The sequence below is a fragment of the Lysinibacillus sp. G01H genome (assembly GCF_028872195.1).
Classification (GTDB): Bacteria; Bacillota; Bacilli; order Bacillales_A; family Planococcaceae; genus Lysinibacillus; species Lysinibacillus capsici.
On the sequence record NZ_CP118397.1, the window covers coordinates 936,810 to 953,722 of the forward strand.

Sequence of the window (16,913 nt, forward strand, 5' to 3'; positions counted from 1 at the left end):
AATATCGAAAATACGTATAAAAAACAACTTGTAAAGAGAAGGGACTACTAGATGTCGATTCCATTTCACAAATTGTTCATAATTTCGTGCTTTAACCTTCACAATTCATTTTAGAAAATGTTTTACTATAGATATGTTGTTTTTAATTATATTTCTAGACAAAGCTAATTTTTACAACTTCATCTAAATTTCACTTAATGTCTAGAAATCAATCGCAAATTTCGCTATAGTTATTGTTAGCGGAATATGCTTACAAAAATGAAAGGAGAGGTATTATGTCAAACGGTCGTACACTGGCGGCTACTAGAAATCCTGGTCCAGAAACAACATCTGTTGTAAAAGATTTCTTAGCACTAATAAAAATTGGAATCGTTAACTCGAATCTTGTCACAACGTTTACAGGGATGTGGCTGGCTTTTCAGTTTACTAGTAGACATTTCTTGCAAGAGCTTGATGTCATATTTTACACCATGCTGGGTGCGGCATTAATCATTGGTGGCTCAGGTGCAATGAATAATTTCATAGATCAGGATATAGATCCTATCATGAAAAGAACAAAGGCAAGACCGACAGTGACAGGCAGATTTAAGCCAAACTTTGTGTTGACCATTGCCCTCTCATTTTTAATTGTAGGTGAAATTTTGTTATTTGCGGCATCGTTTGCAGCCGGCATGTGGGGACTAGTAGGAATATTTGCTTATGTCGTTCTGTATTCAATGTGGTCAAAGAGGAAGCATGTTAGTAACACGGTTGTAGGTAGTATTTCGGGGGCTATTCCTCCTGTTATTGGATTCGCAGCGATTGAGCCCGCCTTAGGTCCAGGAGCACTAGCCTTATTCCTTATTATGTTTGCATGGCAACCACCACATTTCTATGCGCTTGCCATGAAACGGACTGAGGAATATCGTGCAGCTAAAATACCAATGCTACCTGTTACAAAGGGATTTAAACGTACAAAGTACTCAATGTTATTCTGGATTCTTTTATTATTACCGTTACCTTTCCTTTTAACAGAGCTTGGAATTGGCTTTTTAACTCTTGCTACTGCATTGAACTTGGGTTGGTTAATACTAGCTCTGAAAGGCTTTACAACAAAAGATGATATGAAATGGGCAAATAAAATGTTTATTTATTCGTTGAATCATATGACCATACTATTTGTAGCCATCATAATATTTGCGGTGTTTAGCTAAAGTTAGGGATTCTTTCTTTTTATAAGAATTCATATAGACAGAACTGATGTCCTAGGTACACATGAAAATACAACAAAGAAAGAGGGGTTTAATTAAGCTATGATGAAAGGGCTTAAAAAATGGCGTCTTTTTTCACTTCTAGCAGTGATGATGGTTTTCCTTTCAGGTTGTGGTGAAGATTATCTTTCTACACTAAAACCATCTGGAGAAGTAGGTAAACAACAATTGAATTTATTACTGTTAACTACTGTAATTATGACGCTAGTAGTAGTAATAGTATCCGTTATCTATTTACTTGCATTCCTAAAATACCGTCGTGCACGCGTGGGTGAAAATGTTATCCCTAAGCAAGTAGAGGGTAGTCATACTTTAGAAGTGATTTGGACAGTTATTCCGATTATTTTATTATTAATTATCGCTGTACCAGTTGTTACAACTACTTATAAATTTGCAGATGTTGCTGCAATGGATGAGGTAGATGAAGAAGGGAACAAAACAGCCCTAACAATCAATGTAACGGCAAAATTATACTGGTGGGAATTCGAATATCCTAACCAAGGTATCGTAACGGCTCAAGAGCTAGTGGTACCAACAGGTGAAAAAGTTTACTTTAATTTAAAAGCTGCCGATGTTAAGCACTCATTCTGGATTCCTGCTGTAGGCGGTAAAATGGATACAAACGTGGAAAACTTAAACAAATTCTACTTAGTATTCGATAAAGAATCAAAAGATCTTAAAGATGGCGTATTTTATGGAAAATGTGCTGAATTATGTGGACCTTCACATGCTTTAATGGACTTTAAAGTAAAAACATTAAGCCCAGATGCATTTGATGCATGGGTTGATGCAATGAAAGCAACTGAAGGACAAACTGCTGACAAAGCTTCAACTGATCTTGGTGAAGCAACTTTTGCTAATAGCTGCTTAGGCTGTCATGCTATCTCTGGTTCAGGAGCAGGCGGTACACCAGGTCCAAACTTAACTACGTTTGGTGACCGTAACCGTGTTGCTGGTTTCTTAGAGCATAATGAAGAAAGCTTAAAAGCTTGGATTAAAAACCCTGAGGAATTTAAACCAGGTAACTTAATGATGAATTCTGATGGCACTGCGCCTATTTACGGTAATTTATCTGATGAAGAAATTGAAGCTCTTGCAACTTACATCATGGGCTTATCAGTAGAAAAATAATTTTCGTTTTATGTAACAAATTTTGAGGGAGGTAAAAGTTGTGAGCTCATACACACAGAAAAAGGGCTTTGGAGCAGCTGTCTGGGATTACATCACTACTGTCGACCATAAAAAGTTAGCAGTGATGTATTTATTAGCCGGTACATTGTTCTTCGCTATCGCTGGTTTTGAAGCATTATTAATGCGTATTCAATTAATGAAACCAAATAATGATTTCGTATCAGCTGGTTTTTTCAATGAATTATTAACAATGCACGGAACAACAATGTTATTCCTAGCTGCTACGCCACTACTATTCGCATTTATGAACATGCTTGTACCATTACAAATTGGTGCGCGTGACGTTGCATTCCCGTTCCTTAACTCATTAGGGTTCTGGTTATTCTTCCTAGGTGCAGTATTCCTTCACCTGTCATTCTTTATGGGTGGCGCTCCTGATGCGGGCTGGACTTCTTATGCATCATTATCTTTATACTCTCCAGGACATGGTATTGATTTCTATGTACTTGGTTTACAAATTTCAGGGGCAGGTACTTTAATTTCAGGTCTTAACTTTATCGTTACGATTATTACAATGCGTGCTCCAGGTATGACATTTATGCGTATGCCATTATTCACTTGGACTGCTCTTGTATCAAGTGCCTTAATTTTATTCGCATTCCCTCCATTAACAATTGGTTTATTAATGATGTTATTTGACCGTATGTTCGGTGGTAACTTCTTTGACCATACAATGGGTGGTAACACAGTAATTTGGGAACACTTATTCTGGATCTTCGGACACCCAGAGGTTTATATCTTAGTATTACCAGCATTTGGTTTATTCTCTGAGATCATTCCAGCGTTCTCTCGTAAACGTCTATTCGGATACTCTTCAATGGTATTCGCTACAATTTTAATTGGTTTCTTAGGGTTCATGGTTTGGGCTCACCATATGTTTACAGTTGGTCTTGGGCCAACAGCAAACGCAATTTTCGCTGTTGCAACAATGGCAATTGCGGTTCCAACAGGTATGAAAGTATTCAACTGGATCCTAACTATTTGGGGTGGGTCAATTAAAGTTACAACTCCAATGCTTTATGCACTTGGATTCATCCCGTCATTCGTTGCGGGTGGTGTTACAGGGGTAATGCAAGCATCTGCACCTCTTGACTATCAATTACACGATTCTTACTTTATCGTTGCTCACTTCCACTACGTAATCGTTGGTGGTATTGTTACAGCACTATTCGGTTCAGCGCACTTCTACTGGCCAATTTTCTTCAACCGTATGTTAAACGAAACGCTTGGTAAGATTACTTTCTGGGTATTCTTTATCGGATTCCATTTAACATTCTTCCTTCAACATTTCTTAGGTTTGATGGGTATGCCACGTCGTGTATTCACTTACATGGAAGGTCAAGGTTGGGATCAATTCAACTATATCTCTACAATCGGTGCATTAATGATGGGTGTAGGGGTTATCTTAATGGTAATCAACTGCTTAATGTCTATTAAGGGCAAACCAGCAGGACGCGACCCATGGGGCGATGGACGTACTTTAGAATGGTCAATTCCACAACCAATTCCATTCTATAACTTCCGTCAAACACCACTTGTTCGTGGTTTAGATCCATGGTGGATTGAAAAGCAAGAAGGTAATAAAGAAGTTACATTTGCTGAGCCACTAGGTGATATCCATATGCCAAATAACTCAGCGATTCCATTCGTTATTTCATTAGGTATGTTTATTGCAGCATTTGGTGCACTTTACAATCCAGACGCAGATAAACCATGGTCTATCTATGTATTAATCATTGGTTTAGCAATTACATTTGGTGCGATGATTGCTCGTTCTGTTAAAGACGATCATGGCTTCCATTTACACAAAGAAGAAATTCTTGAAATTGAAGAACATCTTTACGGCAAAGGAGGAAATAAATAATGGATTTCAATACTAAATTTACTCCTCATACTTGGCCAGATCATCCTGAACAAGCTACGATGGAAGGTAAAAATAAAGTCGTTGGTTTCTGGATTTTCCTTGCCTGTGAAGTTGTACTTTTCGCAAGTTTATTCGCTACTTATTTAGCGCTTAAGAACAAAGGGCCAGCTGGCATGGAGTTCACAACTCAAGGTTTATTTGAATTACCATTAGCATTTGCTATGACGATGTTATTATTAACATCATCATTAACATCTGTTTATGCAATTTACCATATGCGTAACTTTAACTTTAAAGGTATGCAAACTTGGTTAGCGATTACATTAGCTTTAGGTCTTGGATTCTTAGCACTTGAAATCTATGAGTTCAACCACTATGTGCACCTTGGTTTTACATTTAACCAATCTGCATTCGCAACAGCTTTCTATTCTTTAGTTGGTACACACGGTTTCCACGTAACTTTAGGTCTTGTATGGATTGGTACTTTAATGATCCGTAATGCTAAACGTGGATTAAACCTGTACAATGCACCTAAATTCTTCGTAGCTGCTTTATATTGGCACTTTATCGACGTAGTTTGGGTATTTATCTTCACAGTAGTTTACTTGATGGGAGTGATCGGATAATGTCTTCACACGATACACCTATAGTTGCTAAGTCTCAAGCACAGTATGAGTATGATCGTCATCATAATGCCGTTCATATGCGTAAACAAGTAATCAACTTTGCGATTATGATTTTCTTCACTTTTATCGCATTCGCAGTAGTTGCAGCTGATTTTTCTAAATACTTAATTATGCCATTCGTATTATTATTGGCTGGCGTTCAAGTTGTACTTCAACTTTATTCTTTCATGCACTTAGAAGACAAAAAAACGCACTTTGGTGGCGTTATTGGATTCTTCATGTGGATGGGAATCTTAATCGCATTTACATTCTTCTTAGCATTTTTAACAATCATTTGGTGGTAATCACCAAAAAAGCACGTTCGTTATTTTGTACGAACGTGCTTTTCTTATGTTTTGAAGTTATTAAGGTATCAAAAGAGGCAAACGCTGTTAAACTTAACATTTGTTCACCTTTCGTTCATTGCAGTATAGCTGTAAGCGTTTTATAATAGGAGTACTGAAGTTTAAAGGAGTGCGTTCTATATGCCACTTAGTATATTTGGTTTCCAAGCATTGTGGAGCCCGTATTTAATAGGGGTTCTTGTTTTTATAACAATCATTTATTTTTTAGTCACAACAAAGTGGCGTAAAGATTTTAAAGTAAGTGAACCTTTGAAAAAAAGTGAAGCTATTTACTTTGTTTTAGCTATGATTACCATTTATATTATCAAAGGATCACCTATCGATTTAATGGCTCATATTATGTTTACCATGCACATGGTGCAAATGGCTATTCTGTTATTGCTTGTTCCTATTTTCCTAATTAAAGGGATTCCTTGGTGGGTTTGGAAGGTGGCTATTGAGGCGCCGGTAGTTAGAACGTTGTTTAAAGTGCTAACATTACCAGTTGTTGCAGTCTTTGTATTTATCGGTCTATTTTCTATCTATCATTTACCGTCCGTATTGGATTACATTAAATTAAATGAAACATTACATGGTACCTATACATTTGTATTATTTCTTTCAGCAGTGTTTATGTACTGGCCTTTAATTCAAAATATGCCAAATAGTGATCAAATGAAGCCTTTGCATAAACTGGCGTATATTATTGCCAATGCCGTTTTAATTACACCTGCTTGTGGATTAATCATCTTTGCTCCAAATGCAATGTATGAGACATACACAAACGGTGATGCATGGTTAAAGGCAATGGAGCTTTGTGTACCAGCCTCTACATTGTCAGGATTATCTTTATCTGGACCAGAGCTATTTACAGACATGAAACCCGTTGCAGATCAGCAATTAGGTGGCGTGTTAATGAAAATCCTACAAGAACTTATTTTTGGTGTACTTATTGGTACAATCTTCACAAGATGGTATCGTTCTGAGCAAAAAGATCCAGATAAAATCACTGCTGACGCTTTAGCTGCCCACCAAAAGAAGTGGGAAAGTCAACAGCAACATTAAATCAAGAAAAGAAATTTACTTGTGTAAGGAGTTTTGACAATGGAATTGCAAATTTTGCCTACTATTAGTACATCGTTTATCGTTATTAGTGCTGTACTAGTAGCAATAGGGTGGGGCTTAATTATAAAAAGAAATGTAGAGGGACATAAGAAAGTGATGCTTGCTGCAGGTGTTGCAGCACTTATTTTCTTTATCATCTATGCGTCCCGTACAATCTTTATTGGAAATACGGCTTTTGGCGGTGGAGAAGATTTAAAACCATATTATACGTTCTTCTTGATTTTCCATATTATTTTAGCGACATCTGGAGCAGTGTTTGGTATCGTTAGTATTATTTCAGGTTTGAAAATGAACATTAAATTACACAGACGAATTGGGCCAATTACAAGTATTATTTGGTTCTTTGTTGCCATAACAGGTGTATTAGTTTATTTATTATTGTATATTTTATTTGAACCTGGTGAAACAACATCAGTAATTAAAGCCATTTTAGGATTTTAAAAAAAATCTCCCTCCTTATTTCTGTGCAGGAGGGAGATTTTTTATAGTTGGTTGGAATAATGAAAGCACTACGACAACAAGTAATGGACCAATTAATATCCCAAGAAATCCAAAGATTTTAAAACCAATAAACATAGCAATAAAGGTATTCAAGGAAGAAAGTCCAATTTTATCGCCAATAATTTTGGGCTCGATCATTCGGCGGATTAGAAATTGCCCAAAGGTTAATAAAATTAAGATAGCTGCATATAAATAATCGCCAGCAAATACCTGATAGATTGCCCATGGGACTAATAAAATAAATGAATCAAGAAAAGGGATAAAGTCTAAAACAACAAGTAAAAGTGCTAATAGTATAGGAAATGGTGTTTTTAAAAAATAAAATGCAGCGAATGATATGGCAAAGATCCCTATCCCTACAAGTAATTGAGCTTTCAGAAATCCAAATAAGGCTAGCTTAACACGTTGTCCAATAAAGATAATTTTTTGATGGTAATGAAAAGGAACAGGCGTTAATAATTTGCGATTAATTGTTGGTAATTCTAAAAGCAACATATACAACACAATCCAATAAACAAAAATATCAAATAGTCGTGTGGGAATATATGTTAGTAATGTGGACCAAACATTGACGTTAGTTAAGGATAAGGAAAATTTTTCAATGGATGCTAAGGCTTTTGCAATCATGAATTGAATTTGTGAAACTAGCTCTACAGGTAAATGATAGGTGTAGTTGCTGAGCTTAGATTGCATTTGTATCCATAGGGCAGACAATTGATTAAGATAATCTGGTATATCAATAATAAAGGAAGAAAATTGTTTCCAGCTTATATAGAGGATAAGTGTACATAATAATAAAGATATACTTAGAAAAAATAAAAAAAAGAAGAAAACAACGATTTTCCGTTTTTTTCTAAACCGTTTGCACATTCGAACAATGATTGGTTCTAAAAGTAACGCGGTTAAGTAGGCAAGTAAAATTGGTAACGATATAGAGATTGACCAAAGGATAAGTATACCCATTGCGATAACAATAATGGGATGACGAAAAAAAGGACGATTAAAAAATGATAACATTTTTCCCACCTACATCTTGTAATAGATATAGGTAGTATGAGAAGAAAAAATTTTTTTACTCAAAATAAAAAAGACTGGACCACCAGTCTTTTTACAACCATGAAGCTATTTACACTTACTTGCAGTCACTTTAATGTACGAAAGATTAGCGTGCGTTAACAGGTTCAAAGTTATTTTTATTTGTAGGTTCGATTGAGAATTGATCTAATTCTAATTTAACCTTTTTTAAGATTTCTTCACATTTTTTTACAAGGTGTGCTGGATAAACTTCGTCATCGCCATATTCAACACCATGTGGATAATAGTATTTACCAAGGACTGGTTTCATTAATGTAAGGATGGCATCGTGTGCACCTACGTCACCAGAAATAGCATATGCGAATACGCGTAGGTAATAACGACCTTCACGAGTATCGAATCGTTTATCGAATGTCATACGCTCGTAATCCCAGCCGCCATCACATTCTAAACCATGTTTTTTCATAATGCTGACAAGTAGTTCTTGATCAGCTGTTAAATTTTCAAGGTTAGTATTTTCAAAATACATGTATAGTCCTCCTTTAGGTTCTCGTACAAAGTATACGCTCATTTTTATAATAGAGCATATTCGACATTGTTGCAATGACAACATTGTGTCAACCCAATTACAATTGATATAATAACTTACAATAATGGTGATGAAAAGGAGTCCTGTATGAAAGCTTTATTCCGCATTTTAATGGTTTGTGGTGCAGTTGCATTAATTGGCTTTATGTTCTTTAATACCCCTAAGGAAAATGAGCCACTAGAAGGCCCAAATACCAACTCGAATATCATACCTCAAACACAACTAAAGCAGGAACCTGCAATAGGAGCAATGACACGTCCACAAACGGGTATCTCCACATTGATAGGAAAAGGCACGCAAACTGTTTTAGAACAATATGGGGAGCCAGCAAGAAAAGAGCCATCTTCATTTGGTTATCAATGGTGGGTCTACAATAAAGATGTGTCAACTTTTTTTATGATTGGTATTGATAATAATATTGTGACACAAATTTACATAGCAGGACAAGAAATTGATGCATTTCCCTTTAAAGTGGGCCAAAAACGTGATGAAATATACAGAATGACAATCATTGATTATGAGGTAGCGGCCACTGTAGGCGAAAATATTTTCATTTTCTCGATGAATGAAGAAGATATGCAAACAAGGCTGCTGATCAAATTTGATGGTCTTTATGCACAGCTTTATATAGATAGAGAGACGAGTGAGTTACAAGGGATACGATATACAGACAGTGAAACACTTGTCCTTCATCAGCCATATGAAATGAGCTACCAAGGGGAGCTTGTAAGACGTACGCCTCCTTCCTCATTTTTACAGCAAGAAATTGATGTGGCTAGCGCTAAACAATTAGATGATTTGTTAAATGTAACAAGAGTCCATCATGATTTACTTCCTTTAGAAATGGATGAATCGTTAGAGGAAGCGGCAAGGATGCATAGTGAGGACATGAAGGTGCAAAATTTTTTAGCGCATGAATCTCCAACCTATGGCGATCTAAAAAAGCGATTACAGACGCAACATATCGAGTATAGTGAAGCGAATGAAAACCTGGCAACTGCCTATTTTGATGCGATTGAAGCCATGCATGGCTGGACAAATTCTCCTGAACACAGAAAAGTTCTTTTGAATGATCGATATACCCGCGTTGGTTCTGGCGTTTTTGTAGATTATTACACGCAAATATATATTGAACCTACTACGCAAGAACTGGAAAGAGAAAAGCAAGATGATGATGAAGAGACAAAAAATGAAAAACAAGATAGCGAAGATTCTACAGAGAAATCAGATCAAACCTCACCATAACAGAATAATATTCAAATGAAGACAAGCTTTCAGCAAAAGGGCTTGTCTTCATTTTTTATGTGCATTTCTCCTTCTTTGAGGCTTCTACATTTTTCGTCACACCGTTACAAACGCCGTCATATGATAGAGAACTGAGAGGGGGAATGAGGTTTGCAATTAGCAGAGTTATTAAAAGACTGGCCATGTAGCGTGACGGGAGGATCTATACGGACAGAAATTACTGGTGTAGAGGACTATGCACAGGCAGTACAGCCTGGTGACATATTTATTGTGAGAAAAGGTAAAAAAACATCGGGAAGTCGGTTTGTCAAAGAAGCATTGGCACGCGGAGCAGCTGCCATCGTTTCAGAAGAAAGTATTTCTTTGCCAATTATAGATAAAGAAATTCCTTTTGTATGGGTTCCAAATACAGCATTATTTTTATCGTATGCAAGTGCGAAGCTTGCTGCTTTTCCAGCAGAAGCTTTAACTGTTATCGCCATTACGGGTACAAATGGGAAGACTACAGTGAGTCATTTTGTCAGTCAGCTACTAAATGCACTACATAAACAAGCAGCAGTTATTGGAACAGTTGGCTTTTTCATCAATGGTGAGAAACAACAAACAGCTTATGAGCAATTAACAACATTGCAGGCTAAAGAATTACATCCCATTCTTAAACAGTGTGTGCGAAAAGGTGTGACTCATGTTGTATTAGAAGCTTCTTCAATGGGGTTGCAGCAGCATAGGCTCGATCATTGTGACATTGACTGTGGTGTATTTTTAAATTTATCAGAAGATCATTTAGAAGATCATGGAGGGTTAGAAGCTTATAAACGTGCTAAAAAGCGTTTAGCGGATTTATCAAAAAAGCTAGTATTAAATGGAGATGATAATTTTTGCCGTTCTGTTGGCATTTATGATAAGAAAAAATCTTGCTCATTTGGTTTTGATAATCACAATGATTTACATATCCAAATCGTCAGTGAATCAGTTGGGAAAACAGTTCTTTGTTTACAGACTACAGCGAGTGAACATATTGTAGAAATTCCTTTTGTCGGAAAATATCATGTGCAAAATGCTGTAGCTTCTTTAATGGCAGTATGGCGCTTAGGTGTACCTATGGAAGATATAGTTGGACATATGTGGTCATTAAGGCTACCAGAGGGCAGGCTAGAAAAGATTGAAAATCCATTAGGTATTGATGTATATGTAGATTATGCCCATACAGCAGAAGCTTTACAAGCGGTGTTACAAACCTTTGATCGCTCCAAAACAATTTACCTTGTTTTCAGTTGTGGGGGAAATCGAGATAAGGCGAAACGCTTTGCAATGGGAGCAGTTGCAAGTAAATACGCTGATGTTATTTATTTAACAACAGATAATCCACGTGATGAAGATCCTATTGTGATTAATGAAAGTATTATTGCTGGTTTTTCAGAGCAACAATATTATGAAATTTATTTAGATCGCAAACTCGCTATCCATCAAGCGTTAGCAAAGGCAGAAAAAGGTGACATTGTCCTTGTTGCCGGAAAAGGGCATGAACAAACACAGCAAATTAAAAATCAAAAATTCCCTTTTTCCGATCAACAATGTATTAAAGACTATTTTGCGAGTTTAATTACAGACGACGCTGAATAACAAAGAAAGATCCTGTAGCGATGGCAAGCCTACGACCAGTTTCATCTTCGATATCACATTCCATGACAAGCGTTTGGCGTCCCTTATGGACAAAACGACCACGTGCAATCAATTCTTTATTGGTTGTGGTAGCAATATACGATACATTCATATTCGTAGTAACTACATTATAGCCCTCAGGCACAGACCGCGAAGCAAGCCCTCCCATAGCAGCATCAGCAATCGTGGCAATAATACCTCCATGTGGCACCTTTATCGTATTGTGGATGACAGGTGTAATAGGGATACGAACCTCACTGGCCTCAGGCTCAAATTTACCTACCATATGTAAAGTAGCATTAAGATAACGACGGTGAATGCCTTGCTGTTTCTCCCGCAGTCCATTTAAAAGATGTAATAAAACTTCTTCATCTTCCTCGGTACTATCTTGTAAAATCTCGGCAACTAATTGTTCAATCTGACCTTTCGTATTATAAGGTTAGCCAGAATGCTAAATATTTCTGGTTGACCATTTTTTATATGGTCTTATTATAACGGTAGCCGGGGTAAAACGTATCTGCCCGTGGGACTAGATCCCGTTAGCTAAACAGTTTGCCCCCTACTTGTAGAAACATGATTGAGGCTGGTTGGGACCTAGATCTCGTATAACAAGCGAAGCTGTGACACTGCAAGAAGGAAAAGGGGTACCGGCAAATAAGAGGTTAGGAGATGATGGAGGATGAATCCAGTCGTTGGTCTGGATATTTCAAAGGGGGAAAGTCAGGTTCAAGCTTTTGTAGATAAAGGCAAACCTTTTCGTAAGAGCTTTAAAGTATCTCATACGCTAGAGGGGCTTGGTTTACTTGTAGAGTTTTTAAATCAAGTTCAGAAAGAAACAGGTCAGAAACCTCCTGTGATTCTAGAAGCAACTGGACACTATCAAACACCAGTAGTCCAATATCTAGATGAACGTGGATATTTATTAATTATTATTAATCCGTTAATTTCGTATAAGGCGAAGAGTTCAAGCCTAAGAAAAGTAAAGACAGATGCGATTGATGCGTACCTACTCTGCGAATTGTATTACAAAGAGGAATTTGAGCCATATAAAAAGCGAGGAATTCAGTTATTAAATCTTCGGAACCTTACGAGACAACACGAAAATATTACGGGCGTTATGATTCAAACTAAGCTTCAATTTCAGGCTGTGCTCGATCAGGTATTTCCTGAATATCGAGGGGTCTTTGGTGATCTGTATTCTGTGGTGTCACTCTTATTATTACAAGAGTTTCCGTCATCTGAAGACATATTAAAAGCTAGTGAGGAAACAATCTCGAATAGGATCAAGGAATTATGTAAGAGTCGTTCAAACAGATGGGCAAGCGAAAAAGCTCTAGAACTTAAAAAGGCTGCAGCTCGTAACCCTTTTGAAAAGACAGTCTACCAGAGTCATATATTGAGCTTAGGTATGTACATTAACATTATTCTTCAATACAAAGAGCATCTATCAAGATTAGAGTCAGAGATAGACGCCCTCGCAAAAGAAATTGAAGAATATAATATTATCAAATCCATCCCCGGTATTGGAGAAAAAATCGCCGCCACGATTATTTCTGAAATCGGTGAGATAGATCGTTTTAACCATCCTAAAAAGCTTGTAGCTTTCGCTGGTGTTGATCCTAGTGTATTTGAGTCTGGTAAATTTAGAGCTACTCAAAACCGTATTACTAAACGAGGATCAAGCAGACTTCGACATGCCCTATATATGGCTGTTCGTTGTGCCATTCGTGATTGTCGTAAACAGAAAATGACAGATGAAATCATCCCTCGCAACAAAAGAATGCGAGAATATTATGATAAAAAACGCGAAGAAGGAAAGCCTTTCAAAGTAGCTGTCATTGCGTGTGTAAATAAGCTCTTACATTGGATTTTTGCCCTATTAAAAAACAAAACGACCTTCCAAGATATAGCATAGAACCTATATCTAACTAAATAACACAAAACCTTCCAATTCTTAGAAAACGGAAGGCTATTTGGTATACCCTTTTTTAGTATAGCATGGATGATTTTAAGTTTTTAATGAAAAATATTGACAAACTATTAGCTGGTTTAGATGTTGTCATCATTTGGAAAACCTCTTTCATTAAAATTATCAATAATGTAAAATTACCATAAAATCTGTTATGATGGGAAAGAGATTGGGGGAATTAAAAATGATGATGACCTCTGACTGGGTAATCATTTTGGATGAGGCGGAAGCGCTTTGTGAGATGATTCTTTCCTCAGAACCTGCGATGGCGCTACAACAAGCTTATGAAGCAGTATATAGTGATGCACAAATTGTTGAAGCTATATATGCATTTAATCGCATGAAAGAGCAGTACGAAGATGTACAACGTTTCGGAAAATATCATCCGGACTACCATACAATTATGAAGTCGATTCGCCAACAGAAAAGGGCCCTTGACTTAAATGAGAAAGTTTCGGCCTTGAAAATTGCTGAAAACGATTTCCAGGATTTACTTGATGAGATTAGCCTATTAATAGGAAAAACAGTCTCTGAAGCGGTAAAAGTTCCTGTTAGTAATCCATTCTTTGCATCTAGTTCATCTTGCGGAGGTGGATGCGGCTCGGGCGGTTCATGCTCTTGCTCAGCGTAAATCGGATGTGTATATAACATATCTCTTCTAGACTGTAGACAACTCGAAGGCAACAACTGAGTTAGTTTACAGTCTTTTTTTATCATTAAATTGAAGGAGGAAGCATGAATGAAAACATATCGTATCGCTGTGATACCTGGGGATGGAATAGGAAAAGAGGTTGTGCCAGCTGCAATAAAAGTTCTAGATCAGGCAGCGTTATTAGATGGTCGCTTTCAATTTGAATGGACAACTTTTCCCTGGGGCTGTGAATACTATTTAGAGACAGGGAAAATGATGCCTGATAATGGCATTGAGCTGTTAAAACAGTATGATCAAATTTTTTTAGGTGCAGTCGGAATGCCTAACTTGGTTCCGGATCATGTATCATTATGGGGTCTGCTCATTAAAATTCGACGTGAGCTACAGCAATCTATTAATGTGCGACCAGCAAAGCTTCTACAAGGGCTACCATCGCCTTTACGACAACCAAATGGCTTTGATTTTATTGTTGTAAGGGAAAATTCCGAAGGGGAATATGCGGAAAGCGGAGGAAGAATACATAGTGGTCAAGATGAAGTAGCAATCCAAAATGCTGTTTTTACAAGAAAGGGAACAGAACGGGCGATGCGCTATGCATTTGAACTAGCCAAAACACGTAATGGGCATGTGACTAGTGCTACAAAATCAAATGGGATTACATATAGCATGCCTTTTTGGGATGAAGTGTTTGCTCAAGTAGGAAAAGAATATGAAGAGGTAGGTCAAGCATCTAATCATATTGACGCTCTAGCGGCATTTTTAGTGATGAAACCAGAAAACTTTGATGTTATCGTAGCATCGAATTTATTTGGGGATATTTTGACAGATCTAGGCGGTGCCATTATGGGAAGCATCGGTATTGCACCTGCAGCAAATCTAAACATTGAAGGGCAATATCCATCAATGTTTGAGCCTGTCCATGGTTCTGCACCAGATATAGCTGGTCAAGGAATCGCCAATCCTATTGGACAAATTTGGACAGGTAAGATGATGCTCGATTTCCTTGGTTATCAAGATGTGGGAACAAGGATATTAGATGCTATAGAGCAAACATTAGCGCAGGATATAAAAACGCCTGATTTGGGTGGAACGGCCACACTACAAGAAGTAACTGATGCAATCATAGACTATTTAACATAACGTTTAATGATATGGAAAGTAATAATGGGTCTAACATTTAAATAAAAGGGAAGCACATTCGTTCAGTGTGCTTCCCTTTTATGTCTTGTCTTATTTAGATTCTTGAGCTTGTAATAACTCAACAGCAATATCAGGACGATCTGTAATAATGCCCTTTGCCCCATTATGGAGTAATTTTTTCATCGTATCTATATCATTGATTGTCCAATAGTGGACTGGAATATTGAGGTTATTTAAAAACTGAATAAATTTAGGAGAATCTAATGCAATAACCCCTGACTTTGGAGGGATTTGAAAAACATCCACTTTAGGGTGATATAAATGTCCAAACTGACTTGAGAAGGAAGCAAATGCTTTTCTTACATCTGATTCACCTGCACCAAGTGCTACTTGATTTTGCGCATATAAATTAAAGCGATCTATTTGCTCACCATAAAAGCTTGTCACAACGACACGATGTTCAGCTTGAAGCTCTTCAATTAAGCGCCAAAGTTTAGAAGGCATTAGACTCCCTTCGTAAGTATCAGGAGCATCTTTGATATCAATGTTGATTAGCATGTTGGGATAGGTTTCAAGCAACTCTCGTAAAGTGACGACATCTAATTTATCCTCTCGATATAGGAAATTTCCTTCTAAATCTTCAAATTGGTAGCCGTGGTTTAAGGCATTGATTTCTGCCAACGTCATATCTGCAATAAGCCCATAGCCGTCCGTTGTACGTTCAACTGTCTCGTCATGGAAAACAATAATTTCCTCATCTTTAGTTAGGCGAATGTCGATTTCAAAGCCATCAACACCTAGCTGTGCAGCTTTTTCAAATGCAACCATTGTATGTTCTGGTGCTAAAAGAGCTCCGCCACGATGTGCAAGAATTATGGGGCGTTCGAATTGTAATGCTTGTTTACCTTCGCGTTGCTGTGGTTTTGAAATAGCTTTACTGCCTGCCCAAGCTGCTGCACTTGCTGCTGCAATTGCAAGCGCAATTTTTGTTTTCTTACCCATATTCGTCCTCCTTAACAATTATCCTCATATAAAAAGTAGTAGTGAATTCATTGTTTAATCAATAGTAGTAAGTACAGGTCCTACTATTAAATGAGTTACTAGTATAAGTGAATGATGATTTTTTTTATGCCGATTTTTGCCATCCTATTTGAAAAACAATCATTATGGAGATGCAAATGTCTTGTAAAGGGTTCATTTGTGGCATGATCATCTTTCAGCATTCTTCTGTTCCTGTAATGATGCTACAATTGAATTTAATTAAAACCACTGATTCATCTTCACGATGTTCAACGTCGTATGCTTTTCCATTATAACGGAAAATTGAGCGTTCTGTCAGCTAAACTCTGTTGCTATCATTTTCTGGTCTATGGTATTCTTTTATGTAAGAAATGAGGGAATCCAATATGAACGAACGACAAGGGCTAATCGTTTACGTCCATCAATTAAAACATGCGAAGTCACTTCGGAAATATGGTCATGTTCTTTATATTTCTAGAAGGCAAAAATACGTAGTGCTTTACTGCGATCGTGAGGATATTGACATGATGACAACAAAACTACAACGCCTTCCATTTGTGAAAGACGTTGTGGCGTCTTATCGTCCATTTGTAAAAACTGAATATGAAAATGCAAAACCAGATAAAGCAAAGGAATATGACTATAAAGTAGGTCTATAAAC

17 protein-coding genes are annotated in these 16,913 nt (G+C 37.1%); 13 read left to right on the forward strand and 4 right to left on the reverse strand.

Annotated elements, in window-relative coordinates; translation table 11 throughout:
* Nucleotides 1-275 precede the first annotated feature (275 nt).
* The 7 genes from cyoE to PSR12_RS04510 all read left to right on the forward strand — a co-directional run bounded on the left by cyoE (nt 276) and on the right by PSR12_RS04510 (nt 6,880).
* Nucleotides 276-1,193 (forward strand): heme o synthase, encoded by a 918-nt coding sequence (gene cyoE, locus PSR12_RS04480; protein ID WP_274771802.1) that lies wholly within the window; start codon nt 276-278, stop codon nt 1,191-1,193.
* A 99-nt stretch (nt 1,194-1,292) separates the two neighbouring features.
* Nucleotides 1,293-2,381: a cytochrome c oxidase subunit II gene (gene coxB / locus PSR12_RS04485; RefSeq protein WP_036077087.1), complete on the forward strand. Its 1,089-nt coding sequence runs from the start codon at nt 1,293-1,295 to the stop codon at nt 2,379-2,381.
* A gap of 40 nt (nt 2,382-2,421) precedes the next feature.
* Entirely contained in the window at nt 2,422-4,305 is a 1,884-nt protein-coding gene (ctaD, locus tag PSR12_RS04490; RefSeq protein WP_004224787.1) for a cytochrome c oxidase subunit I, read from the forward strand.
* Nucleotides 4,305-4,931, forward strand: a complete 627-nt coding sequence (locus PSR12_RS04495; RefSeq protein WP_004224788.1) for a cytochrome c oxidase subunit 3 — start codon at nt 4,305-4,307, stop codon at nt 4,929-4,931. Before ctaD ends, PSR12_RS04495 begins: the two co-directional genes overlap by 1 nt.
* A complete protein-coding gene (locus PSR12_RS04500; protein WP_004224789.1) occupies nt 4,931-5,275 on the forward strand; it encodes a cytochrome C oxidase subunit IV family protein in 345 nt (114 codons plus the stop codon). The genes PSR12_RS04495 and PSR12_RS04500 overlap by 1 nt, the downstream gene beginning before the upstream one ends.
* A 180-nt stretch (nt 5,276-5,455) precedes the next feature.
* Complete coding sequence (gene ctaG, locus PSR12_RS04505) at nt 5,456-6,379, forward strand: cytochrome c oxidase assembly factor CtaG (protein WP_016992773.1); 924 nt, start codon at nt 5,456-5,458, stop codon at nt 6,377-6,379.
* 39 nt (nt 6,380-6,418) lie between these two features.
* The gene (locus PSR12_RS04510) at nt 6,419-6,880 is read left to right on the forward strand and encodes a DUF420 domain-containing protein (RefSeq protein ID WP_016992774.1); all 462 of its coding nucleotides are present in this window, start codon (nt 6,419-6,421) and stop codon (nt 6,878-6,880) included.
* A 15-nt stretch (nt 6,881-6,895) separates the two neighbouring features.
* On the opposite strand, the gene ytvI is transcribed toward PSR12_RS04510, so the two are convergent.
* The gene (gene ytvI, locus PSR12_RS04515; protein WP_274771805.1) at nt 6,896-7,957 is read right to left on the reverse strand and encodes a sporulation integral membrane protein YtvI; all 1,062 of its coding nucleotides are present in this window, start codon (nt 7,955-7,957) and stop codon (nt 6,896-6,898) included.
* A gap of 145 nt (nt 7,958-8,102) precedes the next feature.
* Nucleotides 8,103-8,504 carry a YugN family protein gene (locus PSR12_RS04520; protein WP_004224795.1) on the reverse strand — a complete coding sequence of 134 codons (402 nt, stop codon included), beginning with the start codon at nt 8,502-8,504 and terminating at the stop codon, nt 8,103-8,105.
* A 147-nt stretch (nt 8,505-8,651) separates the two neighbouring features.
* Here PSR12_RS04520 and PSR12_RS04525 point away from each other — a divergent pair, with 147 nt between their 5' ends.
* Together PSR12_RS04525 and PSR12_RS04530 are read left to right on the forward strand one after the other, a co-directional pair.
* On the forward strand, nt 8,652-9,809 hold the full coding sequence (locus PSR12_RS04525) for a CAP domain-containing protein (protein WP_274771806.1): 1,158 nt from the start codon (nt 8,652-8,654) through the stop codon (nt 9,807-9,809).
* A gap of 150 nt (nt 9,810-9,959) precedes the next feature.
* A complete protein-coding gene (locus PSR12_RS04530; protein WP_016992778.1) occupies nt 9,960-11,432 on the forward strand; it encodes a UDP-N-acetylmuramoyl-L-alanyl-D-glutamate--2,6-diaminopimelate ligase in 1,473 nt (490 codons plus the stop codon).
* Here PSR12_RS04530 and PSR12_RS04535 read toward each other — a convergent pair.
* Nucleotides 11,413-11,757 carry a PaaI family thioesterase gene (locus PSR12_RS04535; RefSeq protein WP_274771809.1) on the reverse strand — a complete coding sequence of 115 codons (345 nt, stop codon included), beginning with the start codon at nt 11,755-11,757 and terminating at the stop codon, nt 11,413-11,415. The two genes, PSR12_RS04530 and PSR12_RS04535, sit on opposite strands and share 20 nt — an antisense overlap.
* Before the next feature lie 393 nt (nt 11,758-12,150).
* Here PSR12_RS04535 and PSR12_RS04540 point away from each other — a divergent pair, with 393 nt between their 5' ends.
* The 3 genes from PSR12_RS04540 (at nt 12,151) to PSR12_RS04550 (ending at nt 15,232) form a co-directional block, all read left to right on the forward strand.
* Nucleotides 12,151-13,386, forward strand: coding sequence for an IS110 family RNA-guided transposase (locus tag PSR12_RS04540; RefSeq protein ID WP_274771811.1), 1,236 nt, complete (start codon nt 12,151-12,153; stop codon nt 13,384-13,386).
* Between the two features lie 238 nt (nt 13,387-13,624).
* Nucleotides 13,625-14,071 (forward strand): YlbF/YmcA family competence regulator, encoded by a 447-nt coding sequence (locus PSR12_RS04545; protein WP_016992780.1) that lies wholly within the window; start codon nt 13,625-13,627, stop codon nt 14,069-14,071.
* Nucleotides 14,072-14,179: 108 nt separating this feature from the next.
* Nucleotides 14,180-15,232 (forward strand): tartrate dehydrogenase, encoded by a 1,053-nt coding sequence (locus PSR12_RS04550; RefSeq protein ID WP_274771814.1) that lies wholly within the window; start codon nt 14,180-14,182, stop codon nt 15,230-15,232.
* Between the two features lie 90 nt (nt 15,233-15,322).
* Here PSR12_RS04550 and PSR12_RS04555 read toward each other — a convergent pair whose 3' ends face one another.
* Entirely contained in the window at nt 15,323-16,234 is a 912-nt protein-coding gene (locus tag PSR12_RS04555) for a glycerophosphodiester phosphodiesterase family protein (protein WP_036077092.1), read from the reverse strand.
* A 404-nt stretch (nt 16,235-16,638) separates the two neighbouring features.
* On the opposite strand from PSR12_RS04555, the gene PSR12_RS04560 reads away from it, so the two are divergent.
* Nucleotides 16,639-16,911 (forward strand): YlbG family protein, encoded by a 273-nt coding sequence (locus PSR12_RS04560; RefSeq protein ID WP_004224806.1) that lies wholly within the window; start codon nt 16,639-16,641, stop codon nt 16,909-16,911.
* Nucleotides 16,912-16,913 lie beyond the last annotated feature (2 nt).

What these genes read in the sequence shown, in the direction of transcription:
- cyoE (WP_274771802.1), top strand. Translation starts at nt 276, where the DNA reads ATGTCAAACGGTCGTACACTGGCGGCTACTAGAAATCCTGGTCCAGAA.
- coxB (WP_036077087.1), top strand. Translation starts at nt 1,293, where the DNA reads ATGATGAAAGGGCTTAAAAAATGGCGTCTTTTTTCACTTCTAGCAGTG.
- PSR12_RS04495 (WP_004224788.1), top strand. Translation starts at nt 4,305, where the DNA reads ATGGATTTCAATACTAAATTTACTCCTCATACTTGGCCAGATCATCCT.
- PSR12_RS04500 (WP_004224789.1), top strand. Translation starts at nt 4,931, where the DNA reads ATGTCTTCACACGATACACCTATAGTTGCTAAGTCTCAAGCACAGTAT.
- ctaG (WP_016992773.1), top strand. Translation starts at nt 5,456, where the DNA reads ATGCCACTTAGTATATTTGGTTTCCAAGCATTGTGGAGCCCGTATTTA.
- PSR12_RS04510 (WP_016992774.1), top strand. Translation starts at nt 6,419, where the DNA reads ATGGAATTGCAAATTTTGCCTACTATTAGTACATCGTTTATCGTTATT.
- ytvI (WP_274771805.1), bottom strand. Translation starts at nt 7,957, where the DNA reads ATGTTATCATTTTTTAATCGTCCTTTTTTTCGTCATCCCATTATTGTT.
- PSR12_RS04520 (WP_004224795.1), bottom strand. Translation starts at nt 8,504, where the DNA reads ATGTATTTTGAAAATACTAACCTTGAAAATTTAACAGCTGATCAAGAA.
- PSR12_RS04525 (WP_274771806.1), top strand. Translation starts at nt 8,652, where the DNA reads ATGAAAGCTTTATTCCGCATTTTAATGGTTTGTGGTGCAGTTGCATTA.
- PSR12_RS04535 (WP_274771809.1), bottom strand. Translation starts at nt 11,757, where the DNA reads ATGGTAGGTAAATTTGAGCCTGAGGCCAGTGAGGTTCGTATCCCTATT.
- PSR12_RS04540 (WP_274771811.1), top strand. Translation starts at nt 12,151, where the DNA reads ATGAATCCAGTCGTTGGTCTGGATATTTCAAAGGGGGAAAGTCAGGTT.
- PSR12_RS04545 (WP_016992780.1), top strand. Translation starts at nt 13,625, where the DNA reads ATGATGATGACCTCTGACTGGGTAATCATTTTGGATGAGGCGGAAGCG.
- PSR12_RS04550 (WP_274771814.1), top strand. Translation starts at nt 14,180, where the DNA reads ATGAAAACATATCGTATCGCTGTGATACCTGGGGATGGAATAGGAAAA.
- PSR12_RS04555 (WP_036077092.1), bottom strand. Translation starts at nt 16,234, where the DNA reads ATGGGTAAGAAAACAAAAATTGCGCTTGCAATTGCAGCAGCAAGTGCA.
- PSR12_RS04560 (WP_004224806.1), top strand. Translation starts at nt 16,639, where the DNA reads ATGAACGAACGACAAGGGCTAATCGTTTACGTCCATCAATTAAAACAT.